This window comes from Nonomuraea sp. NPDC003727 (assembly GCF_053586935.1).
The window spans coordinates 255665-275761 of sequence record NZ_JBSFNE010000003.1 but is presented as its reverse complement, the minus strand read 5'-3'; the positions used below and the strand labels follow the sequence as shown (position 1 = coordinate 275761).

Here is a 20097-nt window from a genome sequence, read left to right as displayed (position 1 = left end):
TCCACGTGTCGCAGGATCCCGATGGTGAGGATGAGCAGCGCGCCGCTCTCGGCCATGCCGGGGAAACCGGCGAAGTCCGTGACACCGAACAGCAGGGAGACCGCCAGCGAGCACGCCATGAGGACGACGAAGCCCTCGACCCGGTAGCGCCTGCGCAACAACACCGCGGCGATGCCGACCGCGCCGCACCCGGGCACCAGATGCTGCGGGCCGCCCGCGCTGAACGAGGCCACCACGTCGACCATCAGCAGCAGGCCCAGCCAGCCGATCATCGCGATCTCGCTCAGCCGCCTGACCCAGTAGACGAAACGTTTGTTGTCCCCCACGGCACTCGAGCCTAGGCCGGAAGTCGGACCACCCATATCAACCATTCGGCCGAGGGCCCGGCCCGCGGACCAATCCTTCAGCGGAGGCGGCGGCAACCCCCGGCGGCCGATGCTTGAAGCGTCGAAGGGATGAGGGACATGGTGGTAATCGGATTCCTGATGCTGGCTCTCGGGCTCGGCGTGGTGCTGCTGCTCGCGCTGGCCGACCCGGTCCTGCTGTCGAGGATCAACGGCGAGCCCGCCGAGGGCGGCAGCGGCCGCCACATCGAGGCCGACATCGTCCGGCTGCCGCGGCGCTTCCAGGAGCGCGGCGAGGCCGAGGCGGCCTGACGGACACCCCCCCTGTGCTCGTCACGGGTGGGCGGTTGGGGGACAAGCCGCCCGTGACGTCGGTGAGGCCCGTGATCGGTTGGGGGACGGATCACGGGCCTCACAGGTTTAGCGTGGTGGGTATGAGCCACGGATTTGAGACTCTGGCCATTCATGCTGGCCAGGAGCCCGACCCGACGACCGGTGCGGTCGTGCCGCCGATCTATGCCACGTCCACCTACAAGCAGGACGGCGTGGGCGGCCTTCGGGGCGGATATGAGTACAGCCGCTCGGCCAACCCGACGCGGACGGCGCTGGAGGAGGCGCTGGCGGCGGTCGAGGGTGGGGCCAGGGGACTGGCGTTCGCCTCCGGCCTGGCGGCCGAGGACACACTGCTGCGCACGGTGTGCAAGCCCAACGACCACGTCGTCATCCCGAACGACGCCTACGGCGGCACCTACCGCCTGTTCGCCAAGGTGCACCAGCGCTGGGACCTGCGCTACGACCCGGTGCCGCTGGGCGACCTCGACGCCGTCGCCGCGGCCATGACGCAGAAGACCAGGATCATCTGGGTCGAGACCCCGACCAACCCGCTGCTCGGCATCGCCGACATCGCCGCGCTCGCGCAGCTGGCGCACGACAACGACGCGCTGCTCGTGGTGGACAACACCTTCGCCTCGCCGTACCTGCAGCAGCCGCTGTCCCTGGGCGCCGACGTGGTGGTGCACTCGACGACGAAGTACGTCGGCGGCCACTCCGACGTGGTCGGCGGCGCGCTGGTCTCGGCGTCCGCGTCGCTGGGCGACGAGCTCGCCTACCACCAGAACGCCATCGGCGGGGTGGCGGGGCCGTTCGACGCGTGGCTGACGCTGCGCGGGCTCAAGACGCTCGGGGTGCGGATGGACCGCCACTGCGACAACGCCGAGCGCGTGGTCGACCTGCTGCTCGCGCACCCGCGCGTCACCCAGGTGCTCTACCCGGGCCTCGACGAGCACCCGGGGCACGAGGTGGCGGCCAAGCAGATGAAGCGTTTCGGCGGCATGGTGTCGTTCAGGGTGGCCGGCGGCGAGCAGGAGGCCGTCGAGATCTGCAACCGGACGAAGCTGTTCACGCTGGGCGAGTCGCTGGGCGGCGTGGAGTCGCTCATCGAGCACCCGGGCAGGATGACGCACGCCTCGGCGGCGGGCTCCCCGCTGGAGGTGCCGTCCGACCTGGTGCGGCTGTCGGTCGGCATCGAGACGGTCGACGACCTGCTGGCCGACCTGACCGCGGCGCTGGGCTAGGCGCCGGGGACGACCATCAGGAACAGGACGACCACGTAGATCAGCGCGATCACGCCGCCGAGCGCGGCGATCCTGCCGTTCTCGACCTTCGCGTCGTCGTCCGGGCTCTCGGTGGAGAAGACCCGGACCGCGGCGCGAAGGTCGCGGTCGATGATGAACAGCAGGACGAGGGCGACGAGGAACAGCGTCATCGACGCCGACATGTACCACTGGCCGATGACGCCGAGGCGGATCGCGAGCCAGATGCCGAAGACGAGCACGCCGAGCGAGCCGATGCCGTAGATCCGGGTCATCCGCTGCAGGACCTGCAGGACGGAGGCGTTCTTGGCCCGGATCGCGCGCGGCGCGGCCATGACCACCGCCGTGAGAGGACCGACGGTGAAGATGGCGAATGCGATGTGCAGCAAGAGCAACGTGCTATCCATGGGGCTGACCTTAGCCGCCCGGCGATCTCACCGGGAAACACTCTCTTCCTGGGGATCGTCCTGGTGGTGAGGGCAGCTCATGCACAGCTCGAAGGCCGCGACGGCCACGACCATCACGGCGATGATCACGATCATGGCGAGCATGGCTTCCTCCTTCCCCGAATATCGTCCGTAATGACTAGACGTCGTGGCAATGGAATAAGTTCAGCGCCGGTATGGTTGGTTGTCTGTTTCCCAGGGCACAAGGGGGTGCCGTCGTGGCCGTGAGGCACGTCGAGCCGTACTCGGACGAGTGGGTACGCCAGCCGTTCTCCTATGTCACCCAGGTCGTCGGCGTGCTCGGCGCCGAGGTGGGCGACTGGTGGGAGGGTCCGTGCGACCCGCGCGACGCGACCGTGCGCCTGACCGACGGTTCTGCCCTGGTGTGGGACGAGGAGAGCGGCTGGCGGCTCGGCCGGTTCGTCTCCGGCAGCCGCGGCGCGCACAGCGAGCTCGAAGAGGTGCGCTATCTCGGCCACGGGCTGCTGCCGCGACCGGAGCGGGTGCAGGGCGCGCTGGCCGACGCCCGCGCCGGGGTCGGCGCGAGCTCGGCCTGGCGGCCCAGCTACCGTTCGCACCGCAACTGCCGCGACGGGTTCGACGTCGCGCTCAGCTACTACTGCTCCTTGCTCAACGCCTGATCTCGCCCGTCGCAGGTCGGGCAGTCGAAGGGCGCGTGCTGCGCGTTGGTGGCGTACCTGCATCCCGTGTGATCGACGGTGAGCCTGAGAATCCGTCTGGTGCCCGCGTCTAGCGGGCCTGGCGGTGTTCCGGTCGCCGAGCTCCTGCCGTCCTCGTGGTGTATGCCGATGACCACGACGATGAAGATGCCCGCCGCCCCGCTCGCAATGATCAGCGCCAGGATGACGGCTGCTTCCATCAAGAGAGGCCTCCCCTCGGTGTGGGGTGGAATTCGGGGGCGCGGTCCCGGGTGATGCGGCCTCGTTGCCGCGTCCGTTCTCGCGGGGAATCCTGGGTGTAGGATTCAGTTTGGTGAAACCAGTCATACCAATGATTGGTCTCACTCAAACCATCGGAACTCAAAGAGGAGCGATCCGGTGCCCGTCCCGAAGTACCAGCAGCTTGCCGACCGTCTGCGCAAGGCCATCGAGGACGGGCGGTGGGGTCCGGGTGACCAGATCCCGACCGAGGTCGAGCTGAAGGAGTCGTCCGGATTCTCGATCAACACCGTGCGCGAGGCCATCCGCCAGCTGGTGAACCAGGAGCTGCTGGAGAAGCGCCAGGGCGAGGGCACCTTCGTCCGCCGCGCACCCGACACCTTCCCCGTGGTGCTGTCCGACGAGGAGGGCAGGCGCGCGGCCCACCTGCCGGGCGACGCCTACGTCTCCTCCGTCCTGCTGCGCGGCCGCCGTCCCGAGGTGGGCAGGCCGCACGTCGACGTGGTCGACGCCCGCGCCGACGTGGCGGCCAGGCTCGACATCCCGGTCGGCGCCAAGGTCGTCACCAGGGTGCAGCGGCGGTTCGTGGACGGCGTGCCGTGGTCGGTGCAGACCTCCTACTACCCGATGGACATCGCCGACGGCACCGACCTCATCAGGCCCGGCGACATCACCCGGGGCACGATCAAGCTGCTCGAAGACCTCGGGCACCCTCAGGTCGGCTACACCGACGAGCTGACCGCCCGCATGTCCTACGCCGACGAGAGCGCGTTCTTCGGCGTCACCGGCGCGGGAGTGTCCGTGCAGGTCCTCTGGCGCACGGCCTTCGACCCCACGCGCCCGATCAGGCTGACCGTGACCGTCTACCCGGCCGACCGCAACCGTCTCGTCTACCACATCGGGTCCGTCCCGGCGAAGTACCGGGACGGGAGCTCGTGATCCACCCGCGTAGGGCCACGCCGGACGACTTCCCGGCGATCATCGGACTGATCGACAACGCCGCGGCGTGGCTCGCGGGCAAGGACACCGACCAGTGGCAGCGCCCGTGGCCCGACCGGGCGGCCAGGGACGCCAGGGTCCGCGGCGGCATCGCGGATGGGATCACCTGGGTCGAGGAGCGTGACGGGAGGCTCGCGGCCACCGTCACCCTCACCACGACGGTGCAGCGGGAGCTGTGGGCCCACCACGACCCTGACGCCGACGCGCTCTACCTGCACCGGCTGGTCGTCCATCGGGACTTCGCGGGGCGGGGCCTCGGCGCGGAGACCATCGACTGGGCGGCCGCGCGCGGCCCTGGGCTGCTGCGCATCGACGTGTGGCGGACCAACGAGGCGCTGCACAAGTACTACCTGCGGCAGGGCTTCGAGTTCGTCGGGATCTCGCCGCTGCCCGGCTATCCCTCGGCGGCCCTCTTCCAGCGGAAGTTGGTTACATTAGGGTAAAGCCTCCCCCAGCGAAGGGAACAGCATGCGGCCGTACACATCGGAATGGCTCTCGCTGCCTGTCGCCTACGTCGCCGAAGTCGCTCTCGCCGTGGACGCCCTCGAATGGTGGGACGACCCCTTCGACCCCCGCGACGCCACGATCCTGCTGGTCTCCGGGTCCGCGCTGGTCTGGGACGAGGAGAGCGGCTGGCGGCACGGCCGGTTCGTCTCGGGGGAGAAGGGCGTGCGCACCGAGCTGGCCGACCCCCGCTACCTGGGCGGTGGTGTGCTGCCCAGGCCCGCGGACGTGCCCGTCCTGCAGGCCATGGGCGGCAGTCCCGCCAGGCCCGTCTACCGGTCCTACCACGACCACGGCGACGGGCTCGACGAGCGGCTGGCCACCTACACCGTCCCCGCGATCGTCTAGCGGGCCCGGCGCTGGCGCAGGAAGTCGCTGACGACGTACTCGCCCAGGCGGTCGGCGCTGGGGGAGAAGACCCTGCCGCCGTTGCGCCTGGCCACCTCGTCGACGAACTCCTTCAGCCGGTCGTCGCCGGCCAGCATGAACACGTTGATCGTCGCGCGCCGCCTGGTCATCTTGTCGACCTCGGCCAGCGTCAGCTCCAGCGTCTCCGGTGAGGGCGGCCACTCGAAGGCCGAGCGGCCGTTGCGCATCAGGTGCGCGGTGGGCTCGCCGTCGGTGACCACGAGCACGACGGGCTCGAAGTCGGGATGCCGGTCGAGGTGGCGGCCCGCGATGAGCAGGGCGTGGTGCAGGTTCGTGCCCTGGACCATGTCCCAGTCGAGGCCGGCCAGCTCGTCGGGCTGCAGCACCCTGGCGTAGTTGGAGAAGCCGACGATCTGGACGGCGTCCTGCGGGAACTTGGCGGCGACCAGCGCCTGGAGGGCGAGCGCGGTCTGCTTGGCGGCGGCCCAGGTGCCGCGGAGCGCCATCGAGTACGACAGGTCGACGAGCAGGCACACGGCGGCGGCGCTGCGCCGTTCGGTCTCGCTGACCTCGAAGTCGTCGACGGACAGCCGGACCCGCGGGGAGGCGGCACGCGCGCGCCCCCCGAGGCGGTCGTCGGGCCGCCCCACGGCGGGGGCCGGCCGGGGCGCGGTGCGGGCCGCCCGGCCGAGGTCGGTACGGCCGGCCGCGTCGTGCCGGCGGATGCCGTTGACGAGCGTGCGGACCACGTCGATCGGCTGCTCGTCGCCGAAGCGCCACGCGCGCGACGACCCGGTCAGCTCGCCCGCCGCCCCCGCGTCCCGCTGGTCGTGGTCGCCGCGCCGTCCCGCGTCCAGGGAGGAGAAGACGCGCCGCAGCGCCGTCTCGCCGAGGCGGCGCACCGCCTTGGGGGTGAGTTCGAGCTTGCCGCGCCGCCGCAGCAGGTATCCCTGCTGCTCCAGCTCGCGTTCGATCCGCTTCAGCGCCTCCAGGTCGTCGACCGCCGACCGGCCGAGGGCGCGGCGGATGGCGGCCTCGTCGATGTCGTCCAGGCGCGCGCCGGGGTAGTCCTGCCGGAGCGCGGCCTCCAGCTGGGTGAGGTCGGCCAGCTCCTCGAGCGCGGTCACGGCGTCGCCCATGCCCATGGGGTCCTCGCCGGTCAGCCGCTCGGGGGTGGTCCACGCCAGGTCGGGCCTGCGGGCGTAGAGGGAGTCGCCCAGGCGGCGCATCTGCTCGGACAGGCCGGCCTGGTCGAGCGTCTGGTCGATCAGGTTGGCGAGCTCTTCCCGCTGGCGCGGGGTGAGCGAGGCGAGCATGCGCTGGGTGGCGGCGGCCCTGCGGGCGAGGGTGTCGACCAGCTCCTCGAGCGTGCGCGGCCGCTCCGGGAACATGTCGCCATATTTCGACATGAAGGAGTCGAAGTCGGCTTGGGTGTGCTCGCCCCGGGCGTCCCGGTCCAGCATGTCGTTCAGGTCGCTCAGCATCTGCCTGATCCGCTCCATGGCGGCCGGATCAGGGTTGGCCAGCGCGTCGCGCATGCCCTTGAACTGGGTGTCGAGCACCTCCCTGCGCAGCAGGTCGCGCAGCTCCTCGAAGGTCTGCCGCGCCGCAGGCGAGCGCCAGTCGTAGGAGCTCAGCTCCTGGATCGCGCTCGCGGTGTCGTCGGGCAGGGCGTCGAGAGCGGCCTCGCGCAGGCGGGCGTCGTCCGACGGGTCGGGGAACAGCTCGGCCCGCTCCTGCCCGATCGCCTTGTCCAGCAGCGAGCGGGCCCGGTCGAGGGTGCCGTCGAGCCGTCCGCGCTCGCGCAGCTCGCGGCGGCGGCGCCGTACCTCGCGGAGCATGTCGTCCAGGCCCCTGCGGTCCTGCGCGCCCGGCAGGCCGCGCTTGAGCAGGTCACGCAGCGCGTGGACGGGGGTGGACCCGGACAGGATGGCGTCGCCCATCTCGTCCAGCGCCGCCCTCACGTCGTACGGCGGAGCGAGCGGGTCCGGCCCTTCGTGGTACTCGCCATAGCGGTAGGCCATGCGCCCACGCTAACCCGAGATATCCGGCTATGCGTCGCCGAAGACCTCCCAGACCTCCACCAGTTCGCCGCTGAGCGGGTTGTAGTCGGCTTTCACCAGGATCGGGTGCGCCTGCGCCTTCAGCGCGGCGGTGAAGTCGCCGGCCGCGCAGTTCTTCGTGCCGAGCCCGTCGCGGTCGGCGTTGACCGGCCTGCCGGACAGCCAGCCCGCCGAGCACGAGGCGGTGACGCGGTAGAAGCCGAGGGCGTGGGTGTAGCCGAGCTTGCGCCCCTTGAAGGAGACCGTGGTGTCGTCGACGCGCTTGAGCGTGCCGAAGGCGCTCCTGGGCGTGCCCCAGTCGGTCAGGAACTCGCTGACCTTGACCGCCTTCGTGCCCGAGTACTCGATCTTGAGGGGGGCGGGGCCCCGCTGCAGCGTGAAGGCGAGGTCGGCGGGCGTGCACGCCGTCCGGCCCAGGCCGCTGCCGTCGAGCGCGACCCGGCCCTCGGTCTCGACCAGGTCGCAGGCCACGGTGAGCCTGCGGTAGGCCGCCTTGGTGTAGTCGAGCCTGACCTCCTTGGCACCCGCGACGGCCTTCAGCCGGTAGCGCCGGATCCCGTGCTCCTTGACCAGGGTCGCGCCGGCGGGCGTGATCCTGAGCACGCCCTTGCCGTCGGCCCAGGCGAAGCCGTACGCGACCGAGCCGGAGGTGGCGGCCGAGGCGGCCCCTGGCGTGCAGAGGCCGGCACAGAGCACGGCACTGGCGGTCAGAGCGGGCAGGCGCATGATCTCCCCCGAGGTCGTAGGTGTCATCCTCTAGGACGCCGGAGATCACGCAAATGTTCACCCGAGCGTGTCGGCGGATCAGGTGCGGTAGACGGCCACCCCGTCCACGTCGTCCTTCGACAGCCGGCGCATGAGGTACAGGCCCTCCAGGGCGAACTCCAGGGCCGCGGCCGCGTGCCCCGGCGACTCCTCGCCGGTGCCCATGCCCAGCTTCGACATGATCCTGGCCAGGCCGTCGACGGGCCCGATGCGGCGCAGCAGCTCGGCGGCCGGCACCAGCTCGCCCGACTCCACCTGGGTGCCCGCCGAGAATTTGTCCAGCAGCGGCGTCAGGTCCAGGCCGCCGAGCCTGCCGCGGAAGGTCTCGGCGGTGGCGCGGCGCAGCAGGTGGGCGAGGATCTCGATCTCCCTGCCCTCCTCGCTGACCTCGAACTCCACCTTGCCGCGCAGGCTGGGGACGACCGGGGCCAGGTCGCAGACGCGGGTCACCGCGCGCTCCTCGCCGGCGATGGCCGCCCGCCGTACGGCGGAGGCGGCGGCGGTCTCCGCCGCGGCGATGGCGAAGCGCGCCGACACGCCCGAGCGGGCGTCCACGGCGGTCGACTCCCTGACCAGGCGGGTGAAGCGGGCGATGACCTCGACGAGGTGCTCGGGGACGTCGGCGCCGATGTCGGGCATCGACTCCTGGCGGATGAGCGCGAGCTCGTCCTCGATGGTCAGCGGGTAGTGGGTGCGCACCTCGGCGCCGAAGCGGTCCTTCAGCGGGGTGATGATCCGGCCGCGGTTGGTGTAGTCCTCGGGGTTGGCGCTGGCGATGAGCAGGATGTCCAGGGGCAGTCGCAGGTTGTAGCCGCGCACCTGGATGTCGCGCTCCTCCAGCACGTTCAGCAGCGCGACCTGGATGCGCTCGGCGAGGTCGGGCAGCTCGTTGACCGAGAAGACGCCGCGGTTGGTCCGTGGCACCAGGCCGTAGTGGACGGTCTCGGGGTCGCCGAGCGTGCGGCCTTCGGCGATCTTGATCGGGTCGACGTCGCCGATCAGGTCGCCGACCGAGGTGTCCGGCGTGGCAAGCTTCTCGCCGTAACGCCCGTCGCGGTGCTTCCACGCGACGGGCAGCTCGTCGCCGAGCTCGGCGGCCAGCCGTACGCAGCGGGCGCAGACCGGCGCGTACGGGTGGTCGTTGATCTCGCAACCCTCGACCACGGGGGTCCACTCGTCGAGCAGGCCCGTGACCGTGCGGATGAGGCGGGTCTTGCCCTGACCGCGTTCGCCGAGGAGGACCAGGTCGTGACCCGCGAGGAGGGCGCGCTCGAGATGGGGCAGGACGGTGTCGTCGAAGCCCACGATGCCGGGAAAGCGTGTCTCTCCCGCGCGCAGCCTGGCGAGCAGGTTCTCGCGGACCTCGGTCTTGACGCTGCGACGGACGTGACCGCTGTCTCGCAAGTCGCGGAGAATACGAGGCTGATGCACGCGTTCGAGACTACGTCTCCTTGGGGGAATGGGGGAATGTCTTTCGGATTTGACTGATGCGTGACGATAAGGGCGCGTGCTTGTCCTCCCAGTGGGGAGAATCCGCCCGAGGGGCACTCCGAAGCGTGAGGAGGCGAGACGCGTGGCCCTGTTGACGAGCCGGTTCGCGGACGGCCTCGCTGTGGGATCCGACCTGGTCGCCGCCGCGGAGACGGCCGTCCGGCAGGCTCTGGCCGGGCTGAGCGGCCCCGCCGATCTCGTCTGCTTCTTCATCTGCGGGGAGGACCCCGACGACGTGGCCAGAGCGGGGCAACGGGCCATGGCCGTCGCGCCCGCCGCCCACGTCATCGGCTGCAGCGCGACCGGCGTCATCGGCGACGGGCAGGGCGTGGAGCTCACCCCGTCGGTCAGCGCGTGGGCGGCCACGCTCGACGGCGGCCGGCTGACCACGTTCGCGCTGGAGACCCTGACCGCCGAGGACCGGTTCGTGATCATCGGCCTGCCCGAGCGCCAGGCGGACGACAGGGTGGCGATCCTGCTGGCCGACCCCTACAGCTTCCCCACCGACGCCTTCGTCGAGCGCTCCGCCGAGGTGCTCGGCGACCTGCCGCTGATCGGCGGCCTGGCCAACGGGCTGCAGGGCAGGGGCTCGGTACGGCTGTTCGCCGGGGGTGAGGTCTACGACGAGGGCGCCATCGGCGTGCTGCTGGGCGGCGAGGTCAAGGTCAGCACGGTGGTCAGCCAGGGGTGCAGGCCGATCGGCCCGACGATGGTCGTCACCAGCGCGGAGGAGAACCTGCTGCTGGAGCTGGCTGGCCAGCCCGCGCTCGCCAGGCTGGAGGACATCGTCAGCGAGCTCGACGAGGACGACCGCGAGCTGGTCGCCTCGGGGCTGCAGATCGGTGTGGCGATGGACGAGTACGCCGAGCACCACGAGCGGGGCGACTTCCTGATCCGCGGCGTCCTGGGCATCGACCCCGAGCGGGAGGCGGTGGCCATCGGGGACGTGGTCGACATCGGCAGGACGGTGCGCTTCCAGGTGCGCGACGCCGCCACCGCCGACGAGGACCTCTACGACCTGCTCGACGCGCACCGCGAGCAGCTGGGCAGGATCGACGGCGCGCTCCTGTTCGCCTGCAACGGCAGGGGGTCGGCGATGTTCGGCACCGCCGACCACGACGCGGTGGCGGTGCGCGACACGCTCGGCTCCATCGGTCTGGCGGGCTTCTTCGCCGCGGGAGAGGTGGGGCCCGTGGGCGGCCAGAACCACGTCCACGGGTTCACCGCCTCGATCCTCGTCTTCTCCTCCTGATCTCCGCCGGGCGGGGGTCAGCGCAGCGCGTCGACCGGTTCCATGCGCGCCGCGCGCAGCGACGGGTACAGCCCCGCCAGCAGACCGACCATGGCCCCCGCGAGCGGCGCCACCAGGGCCAGCCGCAGGTCGAGGACCGGGGTCCACTGCTTGGCCGCCGAGACGCCGACGATCGCGACCACGCCGAGGCTGGCCCCGATCACCCCGCCGGTCAGCCCGGTGAGCGTCGACTCCAGCAGGAACTGGGCGGCGATGTGCCGGCGCGCCGCGCCCAGCGAGCGGCGCAGGCCGATCTCGGCGACGCGTTCCATGACGGTCACCAGCGTGACGTTGGCGATGCCGACCGCGCCGACCACGAGCGAGACCAGGCCGAGGATCAGGAACAGCGCGTTGACGTCGTTCTGTACGGCGTCGCGCGCCCTGGTGGGCGACGGCGGCGCGATGACCTGCAGCACGTTCTCGTTGCCGGGGCTGAGCGCGAGCGGCGCCTGCCCGGCGACGAGGTCGGCGGCGCCCAGACTGGTGTTGATGAGCACCCTGGTGACGTCCCTGAGCCCGAACTGCCTGCCGAGCGTGGGCGGGACCATGACCGCGCTGGCGAGGTTCCGCTCCCGTTTCATCCCGCCCAGGATGCCGATCACCGTGTAGGCGTGCTTGCCGATGAAGACGGCGGGCGCGCCCTCCAGGCGGGTGATGCCGAGCATCGCGGCCGCCTGCTCGCCGAGGACGACCACCCTGTCCTTGCGCGCGAGGTGCCCCACGTCGAAGAAGCGGCCCTGGAGCAGGCTGCCCTTGACCGCCTGGGGAAGGCTGGGGCTGGCGGCCACCACGGTCAGGGTCTGGTCGGTGACCCTGGTCGGGTCGACGATCTTGTTGGAGCGCACGCTCAGGTTGGCGCTGTCCTTGGTCTCGGCGACGGCGGCGGCCGACGTCACCCCGCGCAGCCTGGTGACCTGGTCGACGGCGTCCCACTCGACGAGGGCCGTGCGTTCCTCGGGGACCTCGACGGTGATCGCGGTGGCGGTCAGCTCGTCGAACCTGCCGACGATCTGGTTGCCCGCGGTGGCGGCGATGCCGAGCGTGATGACCAGCGTGGTGATGCCGAGCACGGTGCCGAGGGTGGTGAGCGCGGTCCTGACGGGGCGGGCCAGCATGCCGGCCATGGCCTCGTTCAGCAGGTCGCGAAGGTCCACTACTCCTCCACCAGGACGCCGTCGGTGATCCTGACCCTGCGCTTCGCCCGGTCGCTCACCTCGTTCTCGTGGGTGATCACCACGATCGTCAGCCCCTGGTCGCGCAGGTCGTCGAAGAGGTCGAGGACGGCTTCGGTGTTGCGGCTGTCGAGGTTGCCCGTGGGCTCGTCGCACAGCAGCAGCGAGGGGCCGCCCATCAGCGCCCTGGCGATCGCCGCCCGTTGCCGCTCTCCGCCGGACAGCCGGTCGGGCAGGAAGTCCACCCGGTGCGACAGGCCGACGCGCTCGAGCGCCGCCAGCGCTCTGGCCCTGCGGTCCTTGCGCCCGCGCCTGGCGGCGCCGCTCCGGTACACCTCGGCCAGCATCACGTTCTCGGCCACGCTGCGGTGGGGGAGCAGATGGAAGGACTGGAAGACGAAGCCGATACGGCTGCCGCGCAACCTGGTGCGCTCGCCGTCGGGCAGCTCGGTGGTCTCGATCCCGTCCAGCCGGTAGCTGCCCGAGCTGGGCCGGTCGAGCAGCCCGAGCACGTTGAGCAGCGTGGACTTGCCCGACCCCGAAGGGCCGATGATCGCCACGTAGTCGGTCCGGTGGACGTCGAGCGAGACGCCGGACAGCGCGCGCACGGGCGGGTCGGCGGGGAACTCCTTGCCGACGGCGTTCAGGGCGATGACGGGCTCAGGCACTGTTGACCACCACCCGGTCGCCCTGCTTGAGGTCGCCGGTCACCTCGACCTTGCCGTCGGCGGTGAGGCCGGTGCGCACCTCGACGTCCCTGGTCCTGTCCGGCGCGACCTCCACCCGGACCCGCGCCTTGCCGTCCGCCGAGGTGATGACGGCGGCCACCGGCACGACGAGGACCGCGCTGTCCGTCGCGCCGACGGTCACCTTGACGGTGACCGACGCGCCGGACAGGCCCCTGAGGCCCTTGCCGGACAACGGGCTGATCAGGACCGGTTCCGAGCTCGTCGCCGAGGTGTTCTCACCCGCCTTGGCCTCGCCGGTGGCGAGCTTCGCCTCCTGCCCGAAGGCGGTCAGCCGCGCCGGGAACGTCTTGCCCGCCTCGGTCTCGATGACGGCCGGCATGCCCTCCTTGAGCAGGGTGGCCTCGGTCGCCTCCACCGATCCCGTGACGACGAAGGTCGAGCTGGTCACGGTGGCGATCGCCTTGTCCACGGTCTCGCCGGCCTTGACCGCGGCCTTGTGCAGGCGGGCGGGCAGTCGCGGCAGGAACACCAGTTCGCCCGGCGGGATCGTGGTGCCGTAGCCGCGCAGGTACTCGGCCATCAGCGTCTTCGCCGCGCTGACGTCCTTCCTGGCGTTGGCGACCTTCAGCTTGGCGGGGGACAGCGCGCGGGCCTGCCGCAGTGCCTGCTCGGCGACGGCCACGGCCTCCTCGGCGTCCCGCACGCCCTTGCTCAGCTCGGTCAGCTTCTTCTCGCGGGCCTGCCGTGCCTCCTCCTCGATCCGCCCGTACGCCCTGCGTGCCGCGTCGAGGTCGGCCCGCGCGTTGGACACCTTCAGCTCCAGCAGCGTCGTGTCGGCGGGCGGCTTCGGCGTGGCCGGCGGCGCCGGGGTGGCACCCGGCGCGCCCGGCCCGGTGGCCGGCCCGCTGGTCGGCCCAGTCGTCGGCCCGCTGGTCGGCCCGGTGCTCGGCTCCTGCCTGCCGTTGTCGGCCCTGGCGGCGGCCAGGTCCTGCTCGGCCTGCAGCAGCTTCTCCTCGGCGGCCCGGACGGCGGCGTCGGCGCTCTCGATCCTGGCGATGTCCTCGGGGGTGTGCTCCTGCTCCTTCGCCTGCCGGTGGGCGCGCTCGGCCGCCTTCAGGTCCGCCCTGGCGTTGGTGAGCTTCAGCTTCAACGGCAGGACGTCGCCGCCCTGGTCGAGCGTCTTCTGCTCGATGGCCAGCGTCTCCTGCGCGGTCTGGACGGCCTTGCGCAGCGTGTCGAGCTGCTGGCGGGCCTCCAACGTGGGTTGCTGGGCCGCGTAACCCTTCCTGGCGTAGAACCGGGTGACCGCCGCGACGGTGGCCTGGTCGAACACGCCCGTGACGCGCGTGCCGTACCCGAGGCGGCGCAGCGACCGCTGCAGCTGCTCGACGTCGTCGCCCTTGGCGCCGGGTGAGATGGTGCGGTGCATCGGCACCTTGCCCGCCATGGCGAAGACGGGCCTGCCGTTCACCTCCAGGAGGACCCCGCCCTCCCTGATCGTGCCGGGACGGGGCGCCCGGGTGGCGCGCTGGGTGGTGTCCGCGCCACCGGCCGCGCCGCCGACCCCGCCGCCGACCATGCCTGCCAGCGAGACCGGCAGCGGCGAGCCGTACTCGAGGGTGCCGTTGACCACGATCGTGCTGGCCAGCCTGGTGTGCTCGACGGGCGCGGTGACCAGCGACGCCTTGGGCGGCCTGCGCAGCGCCGCCTCGTCGGCGGGCGAGCGCAGTCTGGTGCTGACTCCCCAGCCGACACCGGCGATGGCGATCACGCCGGCGACGGTGCCGACGAGCACCTTGCGGGGGGACTTCACGTCGGAACTCCTTGTTCTCGGGCATGCTGAGGTTCTCGGGCATGCTGAAGTTCTCGGGGGTGCCGAAGTTCTCGGGCATGCCGAAGAGAGCTCGTGGCACTGGAGCCGGGACGAGCCGCTAGCGGAGGCTGCGGCGCCTGGCGCGGAACGGCACGGCGACCGCCGCGCCCGTCAGGACCACCAGCAGGGCCGCATGGGCGATGTCCTGCCTGGCGACGAGCTCGACGGAGGCGTTCTCCCAGAGCACGGCCGTCGCGGGCACCAGGTAGACGCCCGCGGCGACGGCCCAGCGGGGGTCGGCGGTGAGGTGACCGGCGCAGGCGGCGCCGACGAGCAGGACGACCTCCAGGCAGACCCTGGCCATCGCGGTCGGCGAGCCCGCGACGATGTCGAGCCACGCCGGGTCGGCCCCGGCGACCAGCGGCACCGCGGCCAGCCACCACCACGAGCGGGCGCGGGGCCGTTCACGCCTGCTCGCCAGGACCAGCAGCCCGGCGACGATCAGCGCGTTGGAGGTCAGCGGGGCGATCGGGCCGCCGTGGCCGTACAGGGCGGGGCCCGACCACGGCCCGTCGGGGAAGACCGGCAGCAGCGTGGCGTCCAGCCACGGGTGGCCCATGGTGATCGCGGTGACCTTGACGGCGACGGCGCCCGCCACCGGGAGCGCGAGCCTGACGTGGCCGCGCAGGACCAGCACGAAGGCGACGGCCGACAGGGCCAGCCACAACGGGATGCCGCCGGCGTAGGGGATGAGCACCGCGAGGTTGAGCATGGCCAGCGCGACGACGCCCCTGTGCAGCCCGTCCGTCCAGGCGGGCCCCTGTGCCGCCGAGATGACGCGGGCGCGGATCCCCCCGACGACCAGGGCGACCGCCTCGCGTGCCGGAGGTATCGCCCGGCCCGGCTCCGCGCTGTCCAGCAGGATGCCGAGAAGCTCGTCCCCGTGGTCGGCCCGGTAGCCGTTCGGATAGGCCCGCAACAGCCAGCGGTACCGCCGCTCGAGGGTGGTCATGCGAACGTGGCTCCCAGGCTGTGGCGTCCGGTCACCACGGCGGCCGCCTGCTGCATGCGCCTGGCCTCCGCCTCGACGATGCGGTTGCCCTCGTCGGTGATCCTGAAGTAGCGGCGCTTGCGGCCGTTGACGACCTCCTCGCGCTCCACCGCGATGACACTGTTGGCGGCCAGCCGGTCGAGCGCGCCGTAGAGGGTGCCGACGGCCAGCGTGATCCGGCCCTGCGAGAGGTCGACGACCTTCTTGATGATCGCGTGTCCGTGGAGCGGGCCGTCCAGGAGCGCGGCGAGAACGAAGTAGGTCTGCTCACTCAACCCGGATGATCCCTTGGACATAGCGGAGAACGTACTTCGCTCGCCGAAGTATCGTCAAGACCATGCCCGCATCCCGAACTCCTCGTCGACCTTGGCGTCGATCTCGTTCGCCTTCGGCAGGTAAGCCGGGTAGAAGCCCTTGCCGCACTCGAGGTCGTCGAGCGCGATCCTGATCTCCCTGGTGAGGTACGGCCTGGCCTGCGCGGCCGTGAGCGTGGGCTCGTAGACCCGGCCCTCGGGCAGCTTGCTGTCGTCGACGTCGTCGGTCTTGCCGAGGTTCACGACCATGGCGCGGACCTGTTCGTCGCCGCGCACGGCCATCGCGGTCGGGTTGGTCTTGGGTGCCCGGTAGCCCTTGCCCTTCAGGCACTCGGCCATGCTCGCCGCCTTCTCCGCCAGGACGGGGTCGCCGTCGAGGGCGCGGGTCTTGGCCTGGGTCCTGGCCTTGTCCACCTGCTCGTAGTGGTCCATCGACGACGCCACGACCTTTCCGGTGATCTTCTTGATCGCGGCCACGTAGCAGGTCTCGTAGGCGCTGCTGTAGGCCTTGCGCTGCTGCTGGGACAGCGAGCTCTGGATCTTCCAGTTCGGGTTGACCTCCGGGTTCTCCGGCTCGAACATCGGGCTCTCGTACTCCTTGGGGTAGACGTACACGGCGAAGTGCCCGAAGCCGTACTTGCCGCGGACCGACTTCATCGCGGCGTAGTCGCCGCTGCCGGCCGCCTTGCGCTCCTGGCTCAGCGTGCGGCCCTTGGCGACGAAGGCGACGTACTTGAAGCCCTTGCCCTTCATGCAGGTGGCCAGCTCGGCCTCCTTGCGCTGCTCGACTCCCTGGACGGCGGGGCTGGACGCGGCTTGCGTCGCGGTGCCGGCGCATCCGGTGGCCAGGGCGAGGGTCAGGAGCGCCGCCGCGCGCCTCGTCGCCCGAACTCGGCGTTGATCTGGCATGGGGAGGACCATACTTCGCGTGGCGAAGTATGGTCAAGAGCGTTCCGCCGACGCGGGTGGTGGGAGACTGGGCGACATGGTTCTCCCGCAGGTGACCCTCGACGACGTGGTGGCCGCACGCGCCCTCCTGGCGGATGTCGCCGTGCAGACCCCCGTGCTCCGGTCCAGGATCCTGTCGGAGAGCATCGGCGGTCCCGTGCACCTCAAGTGCGAGAACCTCCAGCGCGCGGGCTCGTTCAAGGTGCGCGGCGCCTACGTCCGCATCGCCAGGCTGACCGACGACGAGCGGCGCAAGGGCGTGGTCGCCGCCAGCGCGGGCAACCACGCGCAGGGGGTGGCGCTGGCCTCGGGCCTGGTCGGCACGCACGCCACGGTCTACATGCCGGAGGCCGCGCCGCTGCCCAAGGTGGAGGCGACGCAGGCCTACGGCGCCGAGGTCGTGCTCGGCGGAACCAGCGTCGACGTGGCGCTGGCCAGGGCGAAAGAACACGCACGGCGCACCGGAGCGGTGTTCATCCACCCCTTCGACCACCCCGACGTCATCGCCGGCCAGGGCACGATCGGCCTGGAGATCATCGAACAGCTTCCGGAGGTGGGCACGATCGTGCTCGGCATCGGTGGCGGAGGGCTGGCCGCGGGCGTGGCCCTGGCGGTGAAGTCGCTACGGCCGGGCGTGCGGATCGTCGGCGTGCAGGCCGAGCAGGCCGCCGCCTACCCCGCCTCGCTGGCGCTGGGCGAGCCCGTCGTGGTCGATCCCTCGGGCACCATGGCCGACGGCATCGCGGTGGGCCGCCCCGGCGAGCTGCCGTTCGACATGATCCACTATCTGGTCGACAGCGTGGTGACGGTGTCGGAGGAGGAGATCTCCCGCGCGCTCGTGCTGTGCGTCGAGCGAGGGAAGCTGGTCGTCGAACCCGCCGGCGTGGTGGGGGTGGCGGCGCTGCTCGCGCATCCGCGCACGTTCGAGCCGCCGGTGGTGGCGGTGCTGTCGGGCGGCAACATCGACCCGCTGCTGCTGTCCAACGTGCTACGGCACGGCCTGGCCGCCGCGGGGCGCTACCTCACGGTCAGGATCAGGCTGTCCGACCGGCCTGGCGCGCTGGCCGGCCTGCTCGTCACGCTCGGCGAGCTGCGCGCCAACGTGATCGACATCGTCCACGAGCGGGTCAGCGCCAGCCTGCACGTCGACGAGGTCGAGGTGCGGCTGCAACTGTCGACCCGGGGTCAGGCACACAGCGACGAGGTGCTGGGGGTGCTCACGCGGGAGGGCTACAAGATCTTCGGCTGACGACGGCTACAGGCCGATCAGCGGGCCGTACTCGGCCATCACCCGCGCGTCGATGGAGGACTGCTTGGGCGCGAAGCGGGTGTAGAACTCCTTCCCGCACTCCAGGTCCTGCATGGCCGCCTTGACCTCGCGGTCCAGTTGCGACCTGGCCTGCGCGGCGGTGAGCTCGGGGACGTAGCTGCGACCGTCCGCGTGGTTGGGGAACTGCTGGTCGCCCAGCTTGTTGGACTCGGCCCAGAAGGCGTCGGTGCCTCTCCTGGCGAGCGCGGTCGGCTTGGTCGAGGACACCTTGACCCCCTTGGCGGTGAGGCAGTCGGCGAAACGCCCGGCCAGGGCGAGCAGTTCCGGGTCGCCGTCGATCTCGGTGGCCTCCAGCCTGGCCGAGGCCGCGTTCAACAGGTCCACGGCGTGGTCCGTGGAGGTGACGTCCTTGTTGAGCACCTCCTTGGCGGCCTTGCCGAGACAGGTCTTCTCGGCCTTCCGGTAGGAGGCGAGCTGCGAGGAGTTCAGGTTCATCATGATCTTGTTGTTGGGGTTCTCGGCGATGTCGGCCTCGGCGCCTCCGGCCAGGGGATCCTTGGGGTAGACGTGCATGGCGAACACCCCGAAGCCGTATTTCTGGCGATAGGCCTTCATCCCCTCGTAGGTGGTCCTGTCGGGCTTCGGCTGGCTGGGCCGGACGAAGGGGATGTACTTGAAGCCCTGCTGTTTCATGCAGTCGGCCATGATCTGCTGCATCCTGGGCCGGGGATCAGGCGCCTTGGCGGCGGGGGCGGGGGTGGCGGCCTGCTCGGCCGCGCAGCCCGTGACGAGGGCAAGCGAAAGCAACCACGTGACACGACGCATGGAGAAACTCCGGATCTGTCGGGTGATCAGGTGAACGCGCGCATGCGCGACCCGCGCGGCGCGACGGCCGCGACAAGGGTGAGGAACGCCAGCAGCCCCCAGTAGGCGAGGTCCTGGCGCGACTGGTCCATCAGGTGCTGGGCGAAGGCGGCCGAGCCGGCCACCAGGTAGAGCGCGGCGGCCAGCGCCCAGCGCAGGTCACCGGTCAGGCGTCCGGCCCACACCGCGCCCGCCAGCGTCACGGCCTCGGCCGCGATCCTGACCGCGACGGCGGGGGCGGGTTCGTCGAGCGACATCCAGGCGGGATCGGCCGTCGCCAGCAGGGGTACGGCGGCGAGCCACCACGACGAACGTCTGCGCGGCCGGTCCTCCCGCAGGGCCAGGATCGCCAGCCCGGCGCAGGCCAGCGCGGGCCCGGCGACCGCGCCGAGCGGGCCGCTGAGGCCGTAGAGCGGGTCCGGTGTCAGGAAAGCGGGCTCGACCGGCAGCGGCGTGGCGTCCACGAAGACGACGCCGGTGCTGAGTGCCCACGACTTGATCCCAATGAGCAGCGCCAGCGGTAGCGCCGGCCGTAGCCGGCCCATGACCACCAGGACGAGGGCGAGCGCGGACAGCGCGCACCAGAGTGGGATCGACGCGGCATAGGGCAGCCAGGCCGCCAGGGAGGCCGCGCACAGCGCGGTCACGCCGAGGTGGAGGCCGTCGGACCAGGCCGGAGCGGTGGTGGCCTGCCAGGCCCGCTCCTTCAGGCCGTTGGCCAGCAGGCTCACCACCTCCCTCAGTGGTGGCCTGGAGCGCCGCGGGTCGGTGTGCCCGAGCAGGACGTCCAGCAGTTCCTCGCCGTGCGCCGCGCGGTAGGCGCGCGGGTAGGCCCGGATGAGCCGCCGGTAGCGCCGTTCGAGCGGGCTCACGCCAGGCCCAGGTCGCGGCGGCCTCTGACCACGCTGGCCGCGTGGTGCATGCGCTCGGCCTCGGCCTCGGCGATCGCCCTGCCGCGATCGGTGATGCGGAAGTAGCGGCGGTTGCGGCCGTCGACGACCTCTTCGCGGTCGACGATGAGCGTGCCCTGGGCGGTGAGCCGCTCGAGGATGCCGTAGAGGGTGCTGACCGACGGCTTCACGCGGTCGCGTGACAGCTCGATGACCCGCCCGACGATCGCGTGCCCGTGCAGGGGGCCGTCGAGAAGCGCGGCGAGCACGAAGTACATCGGCTCGCTGACTTCCGTTGATCTTCTCGGCATGGCGATCAAGAT

The 20097-nt window shown here is 71.4% G+C and carries 22 protein-coding genes; 8 read left to right on the top strand and 14 right to left on the bottom strand.

Features of this window, described 5'->3' with window-relative positions; translation table 11 throughout:
- The first annotated feature begins 464 nt into the window (after positions 1 to 464).
- On the top strand, positions 465 to 656 hold the full coding sequence (locus ACWDLG_RS10045; protein ID WP_354905594.1) for a hypothetical protein: 192 nt from the start codon (positions 465 to 467) through the stop codon (positions 654 to 656).
- A 122-nt stretch (positions 657 to 778) separates the two neighbouring features.
- Positions 779 to 1918 (top strand): cystathionine gamma-synthase, encoded by a 1140-nt coding sequence (locus ACWDLG_RS10040; protein ID WP_449918026.1) that lies wholly within the window; start codon positions 779 to 781, stop codon positions 1916 to 1918.
- Here the strand turns inward: ACWDLG_RS10040 and ACWDLG_RS10035 are convergent.
- Positions 1915 to 2343 carry a hypothetical protein gene (locus ACWDLG_RS10035; protein WP_354905599.1) on the bottom strand — a complete coding sequence of 143 codons (429 nt, stop codon included), beginning with the start codon at positions 2341 to 2343 and terminating at the stop codon, positions 1915 to 1917. The two genes, ACWDLG_RS10040 and ACWDLG_RS10035, sit on opposite strands and share 4 nt — an antisense overlap.
- 257 nt (positions 2344 to 2600) lie before the next feature.
- On the opposite strand from ACWDLG_RS10035, the gene ACWDLG_RS10030 reads away from it, so the two are divergent.
- On the top strand, positions 2601 to 3023 hold the full coding sequence (locus tag ACWDLG_RS10030; protein WP_449918023.1) for a DUF6292 family protein: 423 nt from the start codon (positions 2601 to 2603) through the stop codon (positions 3021 to 3023).
- Here the strand turns inward: ACWDLG_RS10030 and ACWDLG_RS10025 are convergent.
- Positions 2999 to 3262: a hypothetical protein gene (locus tag ACWDLG_RS10025; protein WP_354905603.1), complete on the bottom strand. Its 264-nt coding sequence runs from the start codon at positions 3260 to 3262 to the stop codon at positions 2999 to 3001. The two genes, ACWDLG_RS10030 and ACWDLG_RS10025, sit on opposite strands and share 25 nt — an antisense overlap.
- Before the next feature lie 178 nt (positions 3263 to 3440).
- Between ACWDLG_RS10025 and ACWDLG_RS10020 the strand changes: the two genes are divergently transcribed.
- Genes ACWDLG_RS10020 through ACWDLG_RS10010 form a run of 3 tightly spaced genes read left to right on the top strand, consistent with a single transcriptional unit; the run spans position 3441 to position 5132 of the window.
- Positions 3441 to 4220 (top strand): GntR family transcriptional regulator, encoded by a 780-nt coding sequence (locus ACWDLG_RS10020; RefSeq protein ID WP_449918020.1) that lies wholly within the window; start codon positions 3441 to 3443, stop codon positions 4218 to 4220.
- Positions 4217 to 4723 (top strand): GNAT family N-acetyltransferase, encoded by a 507-nt coding sequence (locus tag ACWDLG_RS10015; protein WP_449918017.1) that lies wholly within the window; start codon positions 4217 to 4219, stop codon positions 4721 to 4723. The genes ACWDLG_RS10020 and ACWDLG_RS10015 overlap by 4 nt, the downstream gene beginning before the upstream one ends.
- Before the next feature lie 25 nt (positions 4724 to 4748).
- A complete protein-coding gene (locus ACWDLG_RS10010) occupies positions 4749 to 5132 on the top strand; it encodes a DUF6292 family protein (protein ID WP_449918014.1) in 384 nt (127 codons plus the stop codon).
- Here ACWDLG_RS10010 and ACWDLG_RS10005 read toward each other — a convergent pair.
- The 3 genes from ACWDLG_RS10005 to ACWDLG_RS09995 all read right to left on the bottom strand — a co-directional run bounded on the left by ACWDLG_RS10005 (position 5129) and on the right by ACWDLG_RS09995 (position 9412).
- On the bottom strand, positions 5129 to 7177 hold the full coding sequence (locus ACWDLG_RS10005; RefSeq protein WP_449918012.1) for a vWA domain-containing protein: 2049 nt from the start codon (positions 7175 to 7177) through the stop codon (positions 5129 to 5131). The genes ACWDLG_RS10010 and ACWDLG_RS10005 overlap by 4 nt on opposite strands.
- Before the next feature lie 27 nt (positions 7178 to 7204).
- On the bottom strand, positions 7205 to 7942 hold the full coding sequence (locus ACWDLG_RS10000) for a hypothetical protein (RefSeq protein ID WP_449918010.1): 738 nt from the start codon (positions 7940 to 7942) through the stop codon (positions 7205 to 7207).
- 78 nt (positions 7943 to 8020) lie between these two features.
- Positions 8021 to 9412, bottom strand: a complete 1392-nt coding sequence (locus ACWDLG_RS09995; RefSeq protein ID WP_449918009.1) for a sigma 54-interacting transcriptional regulator — start codon at positions 9410 to 9412, stop codon at positions 8021 to 8023.
- A gap of 142 nt (positions 9413 to 9554) precedes the next feature.
- Here ACWDLG_RS09995 and ACWDLG_RS09990 point away from each other — a divergent pair, with 142 nt between their 5' ends.
- Positions 9555 to 10724, top strand: a complete 1170-nt coding sequence (locus ACWDLG_RS09990; protein WP_354905622.1) for an FIST signal transduction protein — start codon at positions 9555 to 9557, stop codon at positions 10722 to 10724.
- A 17-nt stretch (positions 10725 to 10741) separates the two neighbouring features.
- Here the strand turns inward: ACWDLG_RS09990 and ACWDLG_RS09985 are convergent, their stop codons facing one another.
- From ACWDLG_RS09985 to ACWDLG_RS09960, 6 genes are all read right to left on the bottom strand, one after another.
- Positions 10742 to 11917 (bottom strand): ABC transporter permease, encoded by a 1176-nt coding sequence (locus ACWDLG_RS09985; RefSeq protein ID WP_449918006.1) that lies wholly within the window; start codon positions 11915 to 11917, stop codon positions 10742 to 10744.
- Positions 11917 to 12603, bottom strand: coding sequence for an ABC transporter ATP-binding protein (locus ACWDLG_RS09980; protein WP_449918003.1), 687 nt, complete (start codon positions 12601 to 12603; stop codon positions 11917 to 11919). The genes ACWDLG_RS09985 and ACWDLG_RS09980 overlap by 1 nt, the downstream gene beginning before the upstream one ends.
- On the bottom strand, positions 12596 to 14437 hold the full coding sequence (locus ACWDLG_RS09975) for a peptidoglycan-binding protein (RefSeq protein WP_449918001.1): 1842 nt from the start codon (positions 14435 to 14437) through the stop codon (positions 12596 to 12598). The genes ACWDLG_RS09980 and ACWDLG_RS09975 overlap by 8 nt, the downstream gene beginning before the upstream one ends.
- A 118-nt stretch (positions 14438 to 14555) precedes the next feature.
- On the bottom strand, positions 14556 to 15449 hold the full coding sequence (locus ACWDLG_RS09970; RefSeq protein WP_354905632.1) for a hypothetical protein: 894 nt from the start codon (positions 15447 to 15449) through the stop codon (positions 14556 to 14558).
- Positions 15446 to 15784 carry a PadR family transcriptional regulator gene (locus tag ACWDLG_RS09965; protein ID WP_449917999.1) on the bottom strand — a complete coding sequence of 113 codons (339 nt, stop codon included), beginning with the start codon at positions 15782 to 15784 and terminating at the stop codon, positions 15446 to 15448. Before ACWDLG_RS09965 ends, ACWDLG_RS09970 begins: the two co-directional genes overlap by 4 nt.
- 33 nt (positions 15785 to 15817) lie before the next feature.
- Positions 15818 to 16711 (bottom strand): hypothetical protein, encoded by an 894-nt coding sequence (locus tag ACWDLG_RS09960; RefSeq protein WP_449917996.1) that lies wholly within the window; start codon positions 16709 to 16711, stop codon positions 15818 to 15820.
- A gap of 76 nt (positions 16712 to 16787) precedes the next feature.
- On the opposite strand from ACWDLG_RS09960, the gene ilvA reads away from it, so the two are divergent.
- Positions 16788 to 17999, top strand: coding sequence for a threonine ammonia-lyase (gene ilvA, locus ACWDLG_RS09955; RefSeq protein WP_449917994.1), 1212 nt, complete (start codon positions 16788 to 16790; stop codon positions 17997 to 17999).
- A 6-nt stretch (positions 18000 to 18005) separates the two neighbouring features.
- Here ilvA and ACWDLG_RS09950 read toward each other — a convergent pair whose 3' ends face one another.
- The 3 genes from ACWDLG_RS09950 to ACWDLG_RS09940 are packed head-to-tail and all read right to left on the bottom strand — an operon-like array spanning position 18006 to position 20085.
- Positions 18006 to 18845, bottom strand: coding sequence for a hypothetical protein (locus tag ACWDLG_RS09950; RefSeq protein ID WP_449917991.1), 840 nt, complete (start codon positions 18843 to 18845; stop codon positions 18006 to 18008).
- Between the two features lie 26 nt (positions 18846 to 18871).
- The gene (locus ACWDLG_RS09945; RefSeq protein ID WP_449917988.1) at positions 18872 to 19756 is read right to left on the bottom strand and encodes a hypothetical protein; all 885 of its coding nucleotides are present in this window, start codon (positions 19754 to 19756) and stop codon (positions 18872 to 18874) included.
- Positions 19753 to 20085, bottom strand: a complete 333-nt coding sequence (locus tag ACWDLG_RS09940; RefSeq protein WP_354905644.1) for a PadR family transcriptional regulator — start codon at positions 20083 to 20085, stop codon at positions 19753 to 19755. The genes ACWDLG_RS09945 and ACWDLG_RS09940 overlap by 4 nt, the downstream gene beginning before the upstream one ends.
- Positions 20086 to 20097: the final 12 nt, after the last annotated feature.

Bases quoted from the DNA above. Each gene is read 5' to 3' on its own strand.
- ACWDLG_RS10025 (WP_354905603.1), bottom strand. From the start codon at position 3,262: ATGGAAGCAGCCGTCATCCTGGCGCTGATCATTGCGAGCGGGGCGGCG.
- ACWDLG_RS10005 (WP_449918012.1), bottom strand. From the start codon at position 7,177: ATGGCCTACCGCTATGGCGAGTACCACGAAGGGCCGGACCCGCTCGCT.
- ACWDLG_RS10000 (WP_449918010.1), bottom strand. From the start codon at position 7,942: ATGCGCCTGCCCGCTCTGACCGCCAGTGCCGTGCTCTGTGCCGGCCTC.
- ACWDLG_RS10040 (WP_449918026.1), top strand. From the start codon at position 779: ATGAGCCACGGATTTGAGACTCTGGCCATTCATGCTGGCCAGGAGCCC.
- ACWDLG_RS09970 (WP_354905632.1), bottom strand. From the start codon at position 15,449: ATGACCACCCTCGAGCGGCGGTACCGCTGGCTGTTGCGGGCCTATCCG.
- ACWDLG_RS10035 (WP_354905599.1), bottom strand. From the start codon at position 2,343: ATGGATAGCACGTTGCTCTTGCTGCACATCGCATTCGCCATCTTCACC.
- ACWDLG_RS09940 (WP_354905644.1), bottom strand. From the start codon at position 20,085: ATGCCGAGAAGATCAACGGAAGTCAGCGAGCCGATGTACTTCGTGCTC.
- ACWDLG_RS10010 (WP_449918014.1), top strand. From the start codon at position 4,749: ATGCGGCCGTACACATCGGAATGGCTCTCGCTGCCTGTCGCCTACGTC.
- ACWDLG_RS10045 (WP_354905594.1), top strand. From the start codon at position 465: ATGGTGGTAATCGGATTCCTGATGCTGGCTCTCGGGCTCGGCGTGGTG.
- ACWDLG_RS09965 (WP_449917999.1), bottom strand. From the start codon at position 15,784: ATGTCCAAGGGATCATCCGGGTTGAGTGAGCAGACCTACTTCGTTCTC.
- ACWDLG_RS09950 (WP_449917991.1), bottom strand. From the start codon at position 18,845: ATGCGTCGTGTCACGTGGTTGCTTTCGCTTGCCCTCGTCACGGGCTGC.
- ACWDLG_RS09960 (WP_449917996.1), bottom strand. From the start codon at position 16,711: ATGCCAGATCAACGCCGAGTTCGGGCGACGAGGCGCGCGGCGGCGCTC.
- ilvA (WP_449917994.1), top strand. From the start codon at position 16,788: ATGGTTCTCCCGCAGGTGACCCTCGACGACGTGGTGGCCGCACGCGCC.